This is a genomic window from Chryseobacterium subflavum (genome assembly GCF_055762745.1).
This window is the reverse complement of sequence record NZ_JBVTMR010000001.1, coordinates 459,979-472,915: the sequence shown is the minus strand read 5'-3', so window position 1 is coordinate 472,915 and position 12,937 is coordinate 459,979. Positions and strand designations below refer to the sequence as shown.

The window sequence follows — 12,937 nt, the reverse complement described above, 5'->3', positions numbered from 1 at the left end:
ATAAGATGAACGAAAATATAAAAACCCAATCAACAGCTAAAGTTTTAGTATTTGATAATTACGATAGCTTTACCTATAATCTGGTTCAGATTATTGAAAGAATTCTAAACCAGAAAGTGGATATCTATCGGAATGATGAAATCAGCCTGGAAGAAGTGGAAAAGTATGATAAGATCATTTTGTCTCCAGGTCCCGGAATACCTGAGGAGTCCGGTATATTACTTGATCTGATCAGGAAATATGCTCCCACTAAAAGCATTCTCGGAGTTTGTCTGGGGCAACAAGCCATTGCTGAGGCTTTCGGAGGAAGACTGATTAATCTTTCAGAAATTTTTCATGGTGTGGCAACCACCACAGAGCTGGTGAAAGAAAAAACCAAACTTTTCCAAAACCTGTCATCAGGAATGGAAGTAGGAAGATACCACAGCTGGGCTGTGGATCCCGATCAGTTCCCCGAAGAACTGGAGATCACTGCCGTAGATAAAGATGGAATGATCATGGCCCTGCAACATAAAACCTATGATGTACATGGTGTCCAGTTTCATCCTGAAAGTATTTTAACTCCGGACGGAGAAGTTATCATTAAAAATTTCTTATTACATTGAAAACACAAGATATTCCCTCAACAATAAAAACACCTCAAATGAAAGAGATCCTGCAATATTTATTCAATCATCATACCTTATCTAAATCTGAGGCCAAAGCGATCATGATTGAAATTGCCCAGAATAAATTCAATTCAACGGAAGTTACTGCTTTTATGAGCGTTTTCCTTATGCGCAATATTACATTGAGAGAGCTGGAAGGCTTCAGGGAAGCATTATTGCAAATGGCAGTTCCTGTAAGCCTTGATGCCACTGATGCTTTAGATATCGTAGGAACGGGAGGTGATGGCAAAAACACGATCAATATTTCAACGCTGGCCGGTTTTGTTATTGCCGGAGCAGGACAAAGCGTAACAAAACATGGAAATTATGGGGCCTCAGCTGTTACCGGTTCTTCAAATGTTTTGGAAGAGCTGGGTTATCAGATGAATAATGATTATGATAAGCTGAACAGAGATCTGGAGAAAGCGAATATCTGCTTTTTACATGCTCCCTACTTCCATCCTGCCCTTCAGTCTGTCGGAGCATTGAGGAAATCACTGGGGCTAAGAACCTTTTTCAACTTATTAGGTCCATTGGTAAATCCGGCAAAACCAAAATTTTCTGTGATCGGAGTATACAACCTGGAAATCGCAAGGATTTATCAATATCTTTTACAAAAAGAACCTCAGGAGTTCGTCCTGGTTCATGGCCTGGATGGATATGATGAGATCAGCCTTACCCATGACAGTAAAATTATAACCAAAAAAGGTGAAAATATTTATTCTTCCGAAGATCTGGGATTCGATCCGGTAAGTCCTGAAAGTATCCAGGCAGGTAAAACCATTCAGGAAGCAGCAAGAATTTTCAGGAATATTTTGGAAGGAAAGGGAACAGATTCTCAAAATGCCGTTGTTTTAGCGAATGCTGCGGTAGCACTTTATCATACGGAAAAATTCGGTTCCTATGATGATTGCCTCCTTTTGGCACAGGAAAGTTTACATGGCGGAAAAGCATTGAGAAGCCTGGAACTGTTATTAGAATAATGCATTTTGAGGTTTTGAATAGAATTAATTAGTTTCAGGAAATATAAAAACACACAATAAATGACCATATTAGATAAAATTATATCGAGAAAAAAAGAAGAAGTTAATTTTTCAAAAGCAAATATTTCTGTAGAAGAATTAAAGGATTCTGCTTTTTTTGAAAGAAAAACCGCTTCTTTAAAATCTTCTCTTAAAGAGAAAAGCGGAATAATCGCTGAATTTAAAAGACAATCTCCTTCAAAGGGAGTAATTAATGATAAGGTTTCTCCTTTTGAAGTAGTGTCTGCTTATGAGAATTTTGGAGCAAGCGGAATTTCAATACTTACCGACACCGATTTTTTTGGCGGTAGTTTTAAAGATATTATGGATCTCAGAAGTCAGATTAAAACACCCGTTCTCAGAAAAGATTTCATGATCGACGAATATCAGTTCTATGAGGCTAAAAATATGGGTGCGGATGTTATTTTACTGATTGCCGCCTGTCTTTCACCATCACAGGTTCTGGAGTTCACCCATTTATCACACGAACTGGGATTAGAAGTTTTACTGGAAATGCATACAGAAGAAGAATTGCAACACTTCCATCCTGATATTGATCTGGTAGGAATTAATAACAGAAACCTAAAAGATTTTAAAGTAGATCTTCAACATTCTGTCCGATTAAAAAATCAACTGCCCGAACAAACTTTATCTGTTGCTGAAAGTGGAATTTACAGTATTGAGGATTTCAGTTACCTGAAAGAAAAGGGTTTCGACGGATTCTTAATGGGTGAATATTTTATGAAGAATGAAGATCCTGCCAAAGCCTTTAAAGAATTCATCAACCATATAAACCTATCGTGATGAACCAGCAGCTACAAATAAAAGTATGTGGTCTTACACTGCCTGATCAAATTCTGGAATTAATTTCCATGAATATTGATTTTATAGGATTTATATTCTACAAAAAATCGCCGCGGTATGCACTTAATCGTTTAAGTTTAGATAATATTTCGAAAATCATTCACAAAGGAAAGGTAGGAGTTTTCGTGAACGAGGATATAGAAAATGTAGCGGATATTACTAAAAAGGCTGAGCTTAATTTTATTCAGCTGCACGGTGATGAAAGTGATGAATATATTAAGGTATTAAAGCAAAAAACAGATCCGGAAGTAAAAATAATCAAAGCCTTAAGGATTGGTGAAACAATGGGACATCTTTCTTCTGAAATTGACCGGATACAATCCGTTATTGATTATTTGTTATTTGATACGGATAGTCAATCATTTGGAGGAACTGGAAAACAGTTTGACTGGTCGCTGTTAAATGATATCAAAATAAATGTTCCATACCTGCTGAGCGGGGGCATTTCAGAACAGAATATAAAAGATATCAAAGTATTGGATCAGAAACCTTTTGCCTTGGATATCAATTCAAAATTTGAAACCGGACCAGGAATTAAAGATGTAGAGAAAATTAAAGTATTTAAGTCAAACCCATTAATCTCATCCTTATGAATATACAATCATTGAAAAAACAGTTCTATAAAACTTTATTCCCACCGAGGTTTGAGAATGAAAGGGTAAAAAAACTGCATGATTTCATATGTGAAAATGACAGCACCACAGACTTCTGGGAAATGGGTGGTTTATTATCCATATTTATAAGTATCATTAAGGATTTTAATGAAGATGATATTGAGTATTTTTTTGAAACCATTCATTTATGGGATGGATATCATTTGGTAATAATTGCGGATAAACTGATGGAAAATACGGTCAAAGCTAATGTTAATTATGACCTGGGAAAAATCTATTTTAAGATATTCTTATCTTATGAAAAACTGGATTCTTATTATTTGCTGGATAACCTGGAACTGATCTTTAAAATGTATCGTTCAAAGCTAGATATCGAAACCCTGATCAGCATTTCAAGTAAAATAAAATACCTGTACCAGAATAAACAAATAACAAGACAGCAATTCGATCATAATCTGTCCTATCTAAATACCCTGAACCATGACGTACCACATTAAAAATCCGGAACAACTTACCGTACAGGAAATAGGAGTAATAATAAAGCTTTGGGAAAACAAGGAATGGACAGGTATGAAAGCTGATGATTTCAGACAGCTATTTAAAAATTCTGAATTTCATTTATTACTGGACACTGATGGAAATATCAAATCTGTATTGCGTCTGAATTTCGATTTTACATTAAAGATATCGGGAAATCTACATTCTTATACAGAAATGGTGGGCTTTGTTTCTGCACAAAAAGGACATGGCTATGGCAGCCAATTGCTGAAGCTTTCAGCAGAAAATGTTACTGAGAGGGACCTGCAGGTTATTGGATTCTGTATTTCCGATTTGCGCCCCTTTTATGAAAAGTGCAAAATTGATATATTATACGATAAAGCAAAAAAAATTCTGGAGCAGGAAGATGATCACTGGATCAGTTCTGAAGATGATGATATCCTGATCATCCATTTGTCTGAAGAAAATAGAAATCTTTTCAAGCAGCTTGATTCAGAAAAAACTGCTTATTTAATACAATAACAACAATGAAAATGAATTATAAAAACCCTGATCAAAATGGATATTATGGAGAATTCGGAGGAGCTTTTATCCCTGAAATGCTTTATCCAAATGTAGAAGAGCTTCAAAAAAACTATCTTGAAATTATAGAATCTGAGGAGTTTCAGGCAGAATATCAGGATTTACTGAAAAATTATGTGGGGCGTGCTACTCCTCTTTATTTTGCCAAAAATCTGAGCAACCAGTACAAAACGAACATTTATCTGAAAAGAGAAGATCTTAACCATACCGGTGCCCACAAGATCAATAACGCACTAGGCCAGGTTTTACTGGCAAAACGATTGGGGAAAACCAGAATTATTGCAGAAACCGGAGCCGGACAACACGGCGTTGCTACTGCTACCGCCTGCGCATTGCTTGGTTTGAAATGTATTGTTTATATGGGTGAAATTGACATTCAAAGGCAGGCTCCAAATGTAGCAAGAATGAAAATGCTGGGTGCAGAAGTAGTTCCGGCAATTTCGGGATCAAAAACATTAAAAGACGCTGTAAATGAGGCTTTAAGAGATTGGATCAATAATCCCGTGACAACTCATTATGTTATAGGCAGCGTTGTGGGACCTCATCCCTTTCCCGATTTGGTTGCAAGATTTCAAAGCGTCATATCAAAAGAGATCAGGGAACAGCTTCATGAACAAACAGGAAGAGAGAATCCTGACTATGTGATTGCTTGCGTAGGAGGTGGCAGTAACGCAGCAGGAACTTTTTACCATTTTGTGGAAGAAGAAAATGTAAAAATTATTGCGGCAGAAGCAGGAGGCTTCGGTGTGGAATCCGGAAAATCTGCGGCCACCACTTTTCTTGGAACTTTAGGCGTTTTACACGGAAGCAAAAGTCTTGTCATGCAGACCCGCGACGGTCAGGTAATCGAACCCCATTCAATTTCTGCCGGTTTGGATTATCCCGGGATCGGGCCTTTCCATGCTCATTTATTTAAGGAAAAGCGTGCGGAATTTTTCAGCATCAATGATGATGAAGCCCTGAAATCAGCTTTTGAGCTCACAAAACTGGAAGGAATTATTCCTGCCCTTGAAAGCTCACATGCTCTGGCCGTCCTGGATAAAAAGAAATTCGACGAAAATGACATCGTGGTGATCTGCCTGAGCGGACGTGGTGATAAGGATATGGAAACTTATTTAGCTAATCTTTAAATTTTTAATCTGTAAAATGTAAAAAGTATTCATGTAAAATGATTCTGACAGTTGTTAAAGAAAATTATGCGTCTTTTTATCATAAATACATTTTACATGAATACATAAATACAATAAACCCAATGAAAAAACTCAATATATACTTCACAGCAGGGATTCCTAAATTGGAAGATACTGCAGATATTATAAAACTCATACAGGATGCCGGTGCGGACATGATGGAAATCGGAATGCCTTATTCGGATCCGGTTGCCGACGGTCCCGTTATACAGAAAGCACATGAACTTGCATTGAAAAATGGAATGACCATTGAGAAATTACTATCACAACTGAAATCCATTAAAACTGAAATTAAAATTCCTATTATTTTAATGGGATATATCAATCCGGTTTTAAGTTTTGGTTTTGAAAATTTCTGCAAAGAATGCTCGGAAAGTGGCGTTACCGGACTCATTATCCCTGATCTCCCTCCTATTGAATTTGAAAAGAATTATCAGCAAATCCTGAAGAAATATCATCTCAACTTCACATTTCTGATCACACCTGAAACCTCAGATGAAAGAATCTTATATCTTGATTCTTTAAGCTCAGGGTTCCTGTATGCGGTAAGTTCTTCATCCACAACAGGAAATGAAAATGCCGTATTAAAAAATGAAGATTATCTTTCCAGGATATCTCTTCTTCAGTTAAAAAATCCAGTAATGATCGGTTTTGGTATAAAATCGAAAAAAGATTTTGAAAGTGTAACGGAAAAGGCAGACGGCGGAATCATAGGAACAGCATTCGTTAATGTTCTATTACAGGATAAAGATTGGAAGAATAATGCCATAGATTTTATAAATTCAATAAAGAATTAAAAATCACTAAATTTGTATGTCTAAAAAATGGTACAAGTCTTTCCACAGGACCATAAAAAAAGACAGACGCTCATTATGAATACACATCAAAATAAAGTAGTAGAATTCGAAGATCTGGGTACAAGAGATTATCAGTCCTCATGGGACTATCAGGAAAAACTGATGAAAGATATCATTGATACCAAAATAAAAAACCGCGATTTACCTGCTGAAGAACATATTACCACACCCAATCATTTGCTTTTGGTGGAGCATCCCCATGTTTATACTTTAGGAAAAAGCGGACATGAAGAAAATATGCTGGCGGGAATTGATAAACTCAAAGAGATTGATGCTACTTTTGTAAAAGTAAACCGTGGCGGAGATATTACCTATCATGGATACGGGCAGGTTGTAGGTTATCCGATCTTAGATCTTGAAAATTTCTTTACAGATATTCATTTATACATGAGAAACCTGGAAGAAGTGATCATCAGAACCATTGGCGAATATGGCCTTAAGGGCGAGCGTTCCCAGGGAGAGACCGGGGTCTGGCTGGATGTGGGAAAACCGTATGCCCGAAAAATTTGTGCAATGGGTGTGAAAGCTTCCCGTTGGGTAACTTTACATGGTTTTGCCCTTAATGTAAACACCGATATGCGCTATTTTGAATATATCATTCCTTGTGGTATCAAAGATAAACAGGTGACCTCTCTGAAAAGAGAACTTGAAAGAGAACTTTCCCCTCAGGAAATGGAAGATATCAAATCTAAAATTACAAAACATTTTGCAGATGTTTTTGGAGCTCAGCTTACCAATAGATAATACTTTTCCGCAGACCTTTGAAAAGTAATAATATTGAATTAGAGCCTGGAATGGAAAGGAAGATTAAAATTTCCTTTGCTGTTTTCTTTGGATTTATTATACGTGTCATCATTATATATCAATATTTTTACGGGGAAGAAAATGTAAAAAAGCAACTTTTACACATAGAGAATCATTCTAGGGTTATTGATATTTACAATAACCAAAAAGAACATAATTTCTTATTTGTAAAGTATTCTAATGGCAGAAAAAATATTTTAGAGTTTAACTATAAAATTGGTGATTCCATATCAAAAAATAAAGGAGATTCCATTGAGTATATTTTCAGAAATGGAAAAATAATTGAAAACAATTTATTTGATGAATATAGGAGAAATGGTGGGAAAAATTAAAAACTATTTATCATTCGGCTATTCCACAGAGTCTTTGATCATATATGATTTGCCTTATTAAAAAATAGTATTTAAATATACTTTTGGCTGAATCATATGGATAAAAAATCGAAAAATCTCCTACATATTTAGTATTTTGCATTGTATTTTTAGCGCAATTAATAAAATCTGAAAGTCCAATGAAACTATTAACCCGGTTCTTTTGCTATCTGTTATTATCCATTTCTTCTATATGTTTTGCACAAAAGGATAAATACAAACAAAAGATCGATAGCCTAATTCAGGTTAAGAGCCCTAGAACTTTCAATGGGGTTGTTCTCGTTACCAGAAACGGAAAGGTTGAATACTCCAGGGCTTACGGTATAAAAAATGCTAAGACACGAATTCCTTTAAAACCAAATGATCAGTTTGAAATCATGTCCAACACCAAACAGATCACCGCCGTTTTATTATTAAAAGAGGTTGAAAAAGGAAAAGTTGATTTACATTCTCCTATAAAAAAGTACCTTCCATCACTATCTCAGCCCTGGGCTGATTCAGTAACGGTTCATCAGTTGCTTAACCATACCCATGGGATTGTTGATCTCGAGAAACCTTTGGCATTTAGACCGGGCTCTGATTTCAAATATGGTAACCTTTCCTATATCTTGTTAGGGAAAATCATCGAAAATGTCAGCCATCAATCTTACTCTCAATTGGCTAATGAACTGTTCAAGCAGCTTAAAATGAAAGATACTTTCTGCTATGCGAAATCGGATCTGAAGAAGCTGGTTTCGGGGCATATAAGTAATGAAAAAGGATTAACTGTTTCCAATGACTCTTTTATCAATGATGAAAATATGCCAGCCGACGGAGTAATAAGCACAGCAAAGGACTTATCTGTCTGGAATGATTTTCTTCATAAAGGCAAAATCCTAAACGCAGATACCTATCAATTACTAATAAGTCCATCCGTATTTTCCGAACATGATGTATTCGGAACCGCTAAGATGGGTTACGGATATGCTATTCGTATTGTAAAGGATCACAGAGTCAGCTATTTTGGTCATACCGGTCTCGGAGATGGCTTTACTTCATTGAATGTTTATGTGCCCTCTTCTGATGTGAGTATTGTTATCATGGAAAATCAGATGAGCGAGATAAATACGCTGTACTATTATTTTGAAAAATTAATCAGAGATATTGTATTGCAAAGCAGCTTAATTAAGAAATAACCAATCCGCTGGCAACCTGCACGGATAAAATAGGTAAACCGGATTTTTTTTCATCGTAAAATTCACAGAGCCATTATTAACACTTATTAAAACGGTAGTTTTTAATGAACAAAACACTTTAATTATTACTAAAAATTTTGGTTTTTATAAAAATAACTTGCTTATGTTATTTTTTTTATTAATTTTATTTTCACCAAAAAGTGAAGTAAATAAGAGTTAAAATAACCAACCAACTTAACAAAAACTCACCATTAAACTACAAATTACAATTATTATGAAAAATCTTTTTTTATCAATGATGGCCTTTGTGACCGTCTTAACTTTTAATTCCTGTGCCGATTCCAACGGGAATCAGGAAATCAACGGAAAGGAAAAACTAAGTGTAAATGATTCTAAGCTGAAAGATTTCGGAAAGACTGTACCGGTAGGGATAGACGAAGAAAACGGAATGATAAAGGTGTCATTTATGTTAACTGCGCAATTCTATGAAATTAAGCCGACCAAAGAAAATGAGCAGTATATCGGAATGCTTAGACAGGCTGTTAAGAATGAATCTCCTGTACACATTTTCTTAAAGCCTAATAGCAATGAAATAGGAAAAGTGGAGTCTGCAAGCCCGGAAGACGTAAGATATTTTAAAACGATCCTGACAAAAGAAGTAAAAGGACAAACCAATAAATTGGCGAGTATAATTCCTGATGTAGCTACATTAAATTCTTTATTCAATCAAATAAAGAATCAGTCTTGCGGTACCTCTACGGCGTCCTCACCATGCATCACATTCAGATATCCTGTAGACGGATGTTATGCAAGAGCCCATAAGATGAGACAAATCTTAATGAACAACGGCTATGACTGTGAAAAACAATTTGTATACGGAAACCTAAAGGCATCAACAGGAACTTGCTGTGTGGCGTGGAGCTACCACGTTGCAATATTGGTAAGCTATAAAAATGCTTCCGGAGTAACGGAAAAAAGAATTATTGATCCTTCACTATTTTCAAGCGGTCCTGTAACAGATACAGCATGGAGAAACGCTTGCGTTAACACCTCTTGCGGATCTGCATCCGTTTCCTCTTATGCTAATACTGCAGGAAATGTTTATTACAGAAGTCCGAGTAATTCTTATCTGTATGACAACAATCTGATCAATACCAACTGTGTACTGACTAAATTTTCACTGCTTTCCGGATGTTCTCCTTCACCTGCACCGGATGTATCCAGCTGTGGATTTTAATTAATTGATAATTTTACAGCACCTGCTGATTCTGTAAATCAGCAGGTGCTGTTATATAATAATACTATTTTTATGAAAGTATGGACATTACTATTATTTTTTTGTATGATAACATCCTGCTCCGGTAGTTCGGGTTCACAGAATTTAACCTGGTACAAAAATGCAACAATCAGTCAGATTATGGAAGACCCCGATCATCCCGGGGATTTTATGCGTGTCTCTATTGGAATCAGCGCGCAGGTTTTTTATGTGTCAAAAAAAGATTCTTCCTATAAAACTCTTCTGGAAAAGTTAAACCAAAGCCTGAAAATAGGTAAGGCCTATAATATAGGTATTGAGAACAAAACCAATATTATTAAACAGGTTAATGACATCCAATAACTTCTTTCCTAGGATCTTATCACAGAAATTCCGGCATCTACTTTTATTTCGGCTCCATGGATATAAGACGCTTCCCTTGAAGCAAGGAAAAGCACTGTATTTGCTATTTCCGATGGATCTCCCTGCCGTTTAAACGGGATTGTAGGAATAATATGCTGAACGGCATCCTCAATCTGCTCTTTATTCAATCCGGTATTATTGAAGATATTGGTTTTAATATGTCCGGGACTAATAGCGTTTACCCGGATTCCCCTTTCCAACAGCTCAGTGGCAAAAGTCTTTACAAAAGATTGCACAGCTGATTTTGCAGCCGAGTAGACAGAGAAATTAGGCATTGAAATCTCTGTAGCTACTGAAGTATTAAAAATAACCGAACTTCCCTTTTTCATTAATGGTAACATTTGCTGAACGGTAAAGAAAGGTCCTTTTACCAGAATATTAAACAGTTCATCGAAATCCTCAGGGTCCACATTTTCAATAGGCTTAAATTTCCCGTACCCTGCATTGGCAAAAACGAGATCAATATTTTCAGTGTATTGTTTTATTTCGTTTTGTAAATGCATCAGGTCTTTCATATTACCTGCATCGGACACTATACCTACTGCTTTTCTTCCTAACTTTTCAGTTGCTTTAAGCACGGTTTCTTCGGATCTTCCGGTAATTATAGCAGTTCCGCCTTCTCCGATAAATTGCTCAGCAACTGCATACCCCATTCCATTCGTTCCTCCCGTTATCAGCGCATACTGATTGATAAATCTTTGCATTGTATTTTGTTTTAAAATTGTACAGCAAAGATTGGAATATGGTCTATTTTACGAAATCCGAAACTTGTGATATTTCTATTATCGATTTTATCTAAAATACATTATTTAAAATTAAATTGCAAGCAATTTAATTTTGTCATAACTTTGTCCCATAAAATTATTTCACAAAAAATAAAACAATGTCATTAATAGAAAATTTAAACTGGAGACATGCTGTGAAAGCATATGATCCAACAAAAAAAGTATCGGAAAAAGATTTAAATACGATTTTAGAAGCTGCAAGGTTGGCTCCTACTTCATCCGGCTTACAGCCTTTCCGTATCATTGTAGTAGAGAATCAGGAATTAAAGGAAAAAATGGTTCAGGGTGCTTTAAACCCTGAAGTGATGAGAGATTCTTCTCATGTGCTTGTATTTGCAGCGTGGGATAATTATTCCAATGAGAAAATTGATAAAGTGTATGACTACCATACTGATGTAAGAGATCTTCCGAAAGGCCGTTTCAACAGCTATACAGATAAATTGAAAGAAATTTACGGTGCGCAGACTCCTGAACAGCATTTTTTACATACCGCCCGTCAGACTTACATCTCCTTAGGCTTAGCTTTGGCTCAGGCAGCAGAATTAAAAATCGACAGTACACCGGCAGAAGGATTCAGTAATGAGGTGGTAGATGAAATTCTTGGTTTGAAAGAATTAGGATTAAAAAGTGTAAGTTTGCTATATTTAGGATACCGCGATGAAGAAAAAGACTGGCTGGCTTCTATGAAAAAAGTACGTATTCCTATGGATGAATTTATCATTAGAAAATAATATCAATTCCCAATTCATATTCTATTGTTATGGAAAATTCGGAAAACCTAAAACTGGAAAATCAGATCTGCTTTCCTTTATATGCAATCGCAAAGGAGATCACAGGTTTGTACCGTCCTTTTCTTGATGAACTGGATATTACCTATCCTCAATATCTCGTGATGATGGTATTGTGGGAACAGGATGGGCTGCCAGTTACTCAGATCGGTGACAAACTCCTGCTGGATAGTGGTACATTAACGCCTTTACTCAAAAGATTAGAAGGCAAAGGCTTTATTTCGAGAAACCGTAAAAAAGAAGATGAAAGAGTGGTACAGGTATTTCTGACTGAACAGGGGAAAAATTTAAAGGAAAATGCGTGTGGTGTCCCTGAAAAGATTATGAAAAAGATCAATGTTCAACCTGAAGATCTGTTGCAACTTAAAAATTCCATCAATATTATTTTAAGTAAAATTGAAAAATAAAAAAACAGGTAGCCATTTTGGCTGCCTGTTTTTTATTTAACTTTCTGAAAAGCATCTACTTTCAGATAAGCATCATTTTTTTCTTTTTCTTTTTTATCAGAAATCAAAATTCCAAAAAGGTGGTCTATCTCATGCTGAAAAATAACGGCTGTAAAACCTTCTACAATCTCAGAGTATTTCTGACCTTTCAAATCAACATATTCGAGTTGTATAACTTTACTCCTGTAAAACTGATCCCTGAATTCAGGAATGGACAGATCTCCTTCGGGTCCCAGGTTTTGAAGCTCGGATCTCCAGATGATCACAGGATTTATAAAATACTCCAAAGGATTATCTTTTTTATCAAAACGCTGAACCCAGATTATTTTCCTGTTAATACCCACCTGCGGAGCTGCTATTCCTACTCCTCCATCGGTAGAAAGAAGAGATTCCTTCATCCTTTTAACCAGTGTCGCCGTATTAGGATCAACAGGATCAGCCTCACTGGAAATGCTCAGTAATGTTTTATGCTGATCAGCATTTGTTGTCTGATAAATCGGAAGCGGAGAACCAATATCTCCCTGATTAATTATTGTAATTTCATTTGAGGTCAGCTTTTGCGCATTAGCCAGGCTAAGGAAGCAAAGCAGCAGGAAAGATAATTTTTTCATTTTTT

General features: G+C 36.0%; 17 protein-coding genes. 15 read left to right on the top strand and 2 right to left on the bottom strand.

What is annotated here, in order from left to right; genetic code table 11:
- Positions 1–5 precede the first annotated feature (5 nt).
- The 13 genes from AC0INN_RS02135 (at position 6) to AC0INN_RS02075 (ending at position 10,242) form a co-directional block, all read left to right on the top strand.
- A complete protein-coding gene (locus AC0INN_RS02135) occupies positions 6–605 on the top strand; it encodes an anthranilate synthase component II (protein WP_273647464.1) in 600 nt (199 codons plus the stop codon).
- Positions 606–643: 38 nt separating this feature from the next.
- The gene (trpD, locus tag AC0INN_RS02130) at positions 644–1,630 is read left to right on the top strand and encodes an anthranilate phosphoribosyltransferase (protein WP_306612888.1); all 987 of its coding nucleotides are present in this window, start codon (positions 644–646) and stop codon (positions 1,628–1,630) included.
- 60 nt (positions 1,631–1,690) lie between these two features.
- Complete coding sequence (trpC, locus tag AC0INN_RS02125; RefSeq protein WP_273647463.1) at positions 1,691–2,473, top strand: indole-3-glycerol phosphate synthase TrpC; 783 nt, start codon at positions 1,691–1,693, stop codon at positions 2,471–2,473.
- Positions 2,473–3,126: a phosphoribosylanthranilate isomerase gene (locus tag AC0INN_RS02120; RefSeq protein WP_273647462.1), complete on the top strand. Its 654-nt coding sequence runs from the start codon at positions 2,473–2,475 to the stop codon at positions 3,124–3,126. Before trpC ends, AC0INN_RS02120 begins: the two co-directional genes overlap by 1 nt.
- Entirely contained in the window at positions 3,123–3,644 is a 522-nt protein-coding gene (locus AC0INN_RS02115; protein ID WP_273647461.1) for a hypothetical protein, read from the top strand. The genes AC0INN_RS02120 and AC0INN_RS02115 overlap by 4 nt, the downstream gene beginning before the upstream one ends.
- Positions 3,628–4,167 carry a mitochondrial porin family protein gene (locus AC0INN_RS02110; RefSeq protein ID WP_273647460.1) on the top strand — a complete coding sequence of 180 codons (540 nt, stop codon included), beginning with the start codon at positions 3,628–3,630 and terminating at the stop codon, positions 4,165–4,167. The genes AC0INN_RS02115 and AC0INN_RS02110 overlap by 17 nt, the downstream gene beginning before the upstream one ends.
- An 11-nt stretch (positions 4,168–4,178) precedes the next feature.
- Entirely contained in the window at positions 4,179–5,357 is a 1,179-nt protein-coding gene (gene trpB, locus AC0INN_RS02105) for a tryptophan synthase subunit beta (RefSeq protein ID WP_273647459.1), read from the top strand.
- Positions 5,358–5,479: 122 nt separating this feature from the next.
- Entirely contained in the window at positions 5,480–6,214 is a 735-nt protein-coding gene (gene trpA, locus AC0INN_RS02100) for a tryptophan synthase subunit alpha (protein WP_273647458.1), read from the top strand.
- Positions 6,215–6,289: 75 nt separating this feature from the next.
- A complete protein-coding gene (gene lipB / locus AC0INN_RS02095) occupies positions 6,290–7,018 on the top strand; it encodes a lipoyl(octanoyl) transferase LipB (protein ID WP_273651040.1) in 729 nt (242 codons plus the stop codon).
- Between the two features lie 17 nt (positions 7,019–7,035).
- The gene (locus AC0INN_RS02090) at positions 7,036–7,410 is read left to right on the top strand and encodes a hypothetical protein (RefSeq protein WP_273647457.1); all 375 of its coding nucleotides are present in this window, start codon (positions 7,036–7,038) and stop codon (positions 7,408–7,410) included.
- A 179-nt stretch (positions 7,411–7,589) separates the two neighbouring features.
- Positions 7,590–8,624 (top strand): serine hydrolase domain-containing protein, encoded by a 1,035-nt coding sequence (locus AC0INN_RS02085; RefSeq protein ID WP_306611485.1) that lies wholly within the window; start codon positions 7,590–7,592, stop codon positions 8,622–8,624.
- 274 nt (positions 8,625–8,898) lie between these two features.
- Positions 8,899–9,861, top strand: a complete 963-nt coding sequence (locus tag AC0INN_RS02080) for a protein-glutamine glutaminase (protein WP_306611483.1) — start codon at positions 8,899–8,901, stop codon at positions 9,859–9,861.
- Between the two features lie 105 nt (positions 9,862–9,966).
- Positions 9,967–10,242, top strand: a complete 276-nt coding sequence (locus tag AC0INN_RS02075) for a hypothetical protein (protein ID WP_306611481.1) — start codon at positions 9,967–9,969, stop codon at positions 10,240–10,242.
- Between the two features lie 8 nt (positions 10,243–10,250).
- Here the strand turns inward: AC0INN_RS02075 and AC0INN_RS02070 are convergent, their stop codons facing one another.
- Complete coding sequence (locus AC0INN_RS02070; RefSeq protein ID WP_306611479.1) at positions 10,251–11,006, bottom strand: SDR family oxidoreductase; 756 nt, start codon at positions 11,004–11,006, stop codon at positions 10,251–10,253.
- 179 nt (positions 11,007–11,185) lie between these two features.
- Between AC0INN_RS02070 and AC0INN_RS02065 the strand changes: the two genes are divergently transcribed.
- Complete coding sequence (locus AC0INN_RS02065) at positions 11,186–11,818, top strand: NAD(P)H-dependent oxidoreductase (RefSeq protein ID WP_273647452.1); 633 nt, start codon at positions 11,186–11,188, stop codon at positions 11,816–11,818.
- A 29-nt stretch (positions 11,819–11,847) separates the two neighbouring features.
- Positions 11,848–12,282 (top strand): MarR family winged helix-turn-helix transcriptional regulator, encoded by a 435-nt coding sequence (locus AC0INN_RS02060; protein ID WP_172277597.1) that lies wholly within the window; start codon positions 11,848–11,850, stop codon positions 12,280–12,282.
- 32 nt (positions 12,283–12,314) lie between these two features.
- Here AC0INN_RS02060 and def read toward each other — a convergent pair whose 3' ends face one another.
- Positions 12,315–12,932, bottom strand: a complete 618-nt coding sequence (gene def / locus AC0INN_RS02055; protein WP_273647451.1) for a peptide deformylase — start codon at positions 12,930–12,932, stop codon at positions 12,315–12,317.
- Between the last annotated feature and the right edge of the window lie 5 nt (positions 12,933–12,937).

Coding starts and splice junctions, on each gene's coding strand:
- AC0INN_RS02080 (WP_306611483.1), top strand. CDS start 8,899: ATGAAAAATCTTTTTTTATCAATGATGGCCTTTGTGACCGTCTTAACT.
- AC0INN_RS02135 (WP_273647464.1), top strand. CDS start 6: ATGAACGAAAATATAAAAACCCAATCAACAGCTAAAGTTTTAGTATTT.
- AC0INN_RS02120 (WP_273647462.1), top strand. CDS start 2,473: ATGAACCAGCAGCTACAAATAAAAGTATGTGGTCTTACACTGCCTGAT.
- AC0INN_RS02075 (WP_306611481.1), top strand. CDS start 9,967: ATGATAACATCCTGCTCCGGTAGTTCGGGTTCACAGAATTTAACCTGG.
- AC0INN_RS02065 (WP_273647452.1), top strand. CDS start 11,186: ATGTCATTAATAGAAAATTTAAACTGGAGACATGCTGTGAAAGCATAT.
- AC0INN_RS02110 (WP_273647460.1), top strand. CDS start 3,628: ATGACGTACCACATTAAAAATCCGGAACAACTTACCGTACAGGAAATA.
- def (WP_273647451.1), bottom strand. CDS start 12,932: ATGAAAAAATTATCTTTCCTGCTGCTTTGCTTCCTTAGCCTGGCTAAT.
- trpB (WP_273647459.1), top strand. CDS start 4,179: ATGAATTATAAAAACCCTGATCAAAATGGATATTATGGAGAATTCGGA.
- AC0INN_RS02085 (WP_306611485.1), top strand. CDS start 7,590: ATGAAACTATTAACCCGGTTCTTTTGCTATCTGTTATTATCCATTTCT.
- trpD (WP_306612888.1), top strand. CDS start 644: ATGAAAGAGATCCTGCAATATTTATTCAATCATCATACCTTATCTAAA.
- trpC (WP_273647463.1), top strand. CDS start 1,691: ATGACCATATTAGATAAAATTATATCGAGAAAAAAAGAAGAAGTTAAT.
- lipB (WP_273651040.1), top strand. CDS start 6,290: ATGAATACACATCAAAATAAAGTAGTAGAATTCGAAGATCTGGGTACA.
- AC0INN_RS02070 (WP_306611479.1), bottom strand. CDS start 11,006: ATGCAAAGATTTATCAATCAGTATGCGCTGATAACGGGAGGAACGAAT.
- AC0INN_RS02060 (WP_172277597.1), top strand. CDS start 11,848: ATGGAAAATTCGGAAAACCTAAAACTGGAAAATCAGATCTGCTTTCCT.
- trpA (WP_273647458.1), top strand. CDS start 5,480: ATGAAAAAACTCAATATATACTTCACAGCAGGGATTCCTAAATTGGAA.
- AC0INN_RS02115 (WP_273647461.1), top strand. CDS start 3,123: ATGAATATACAATCATTGAAAAAACAGTTCTATAAAACTTTATTCCCA.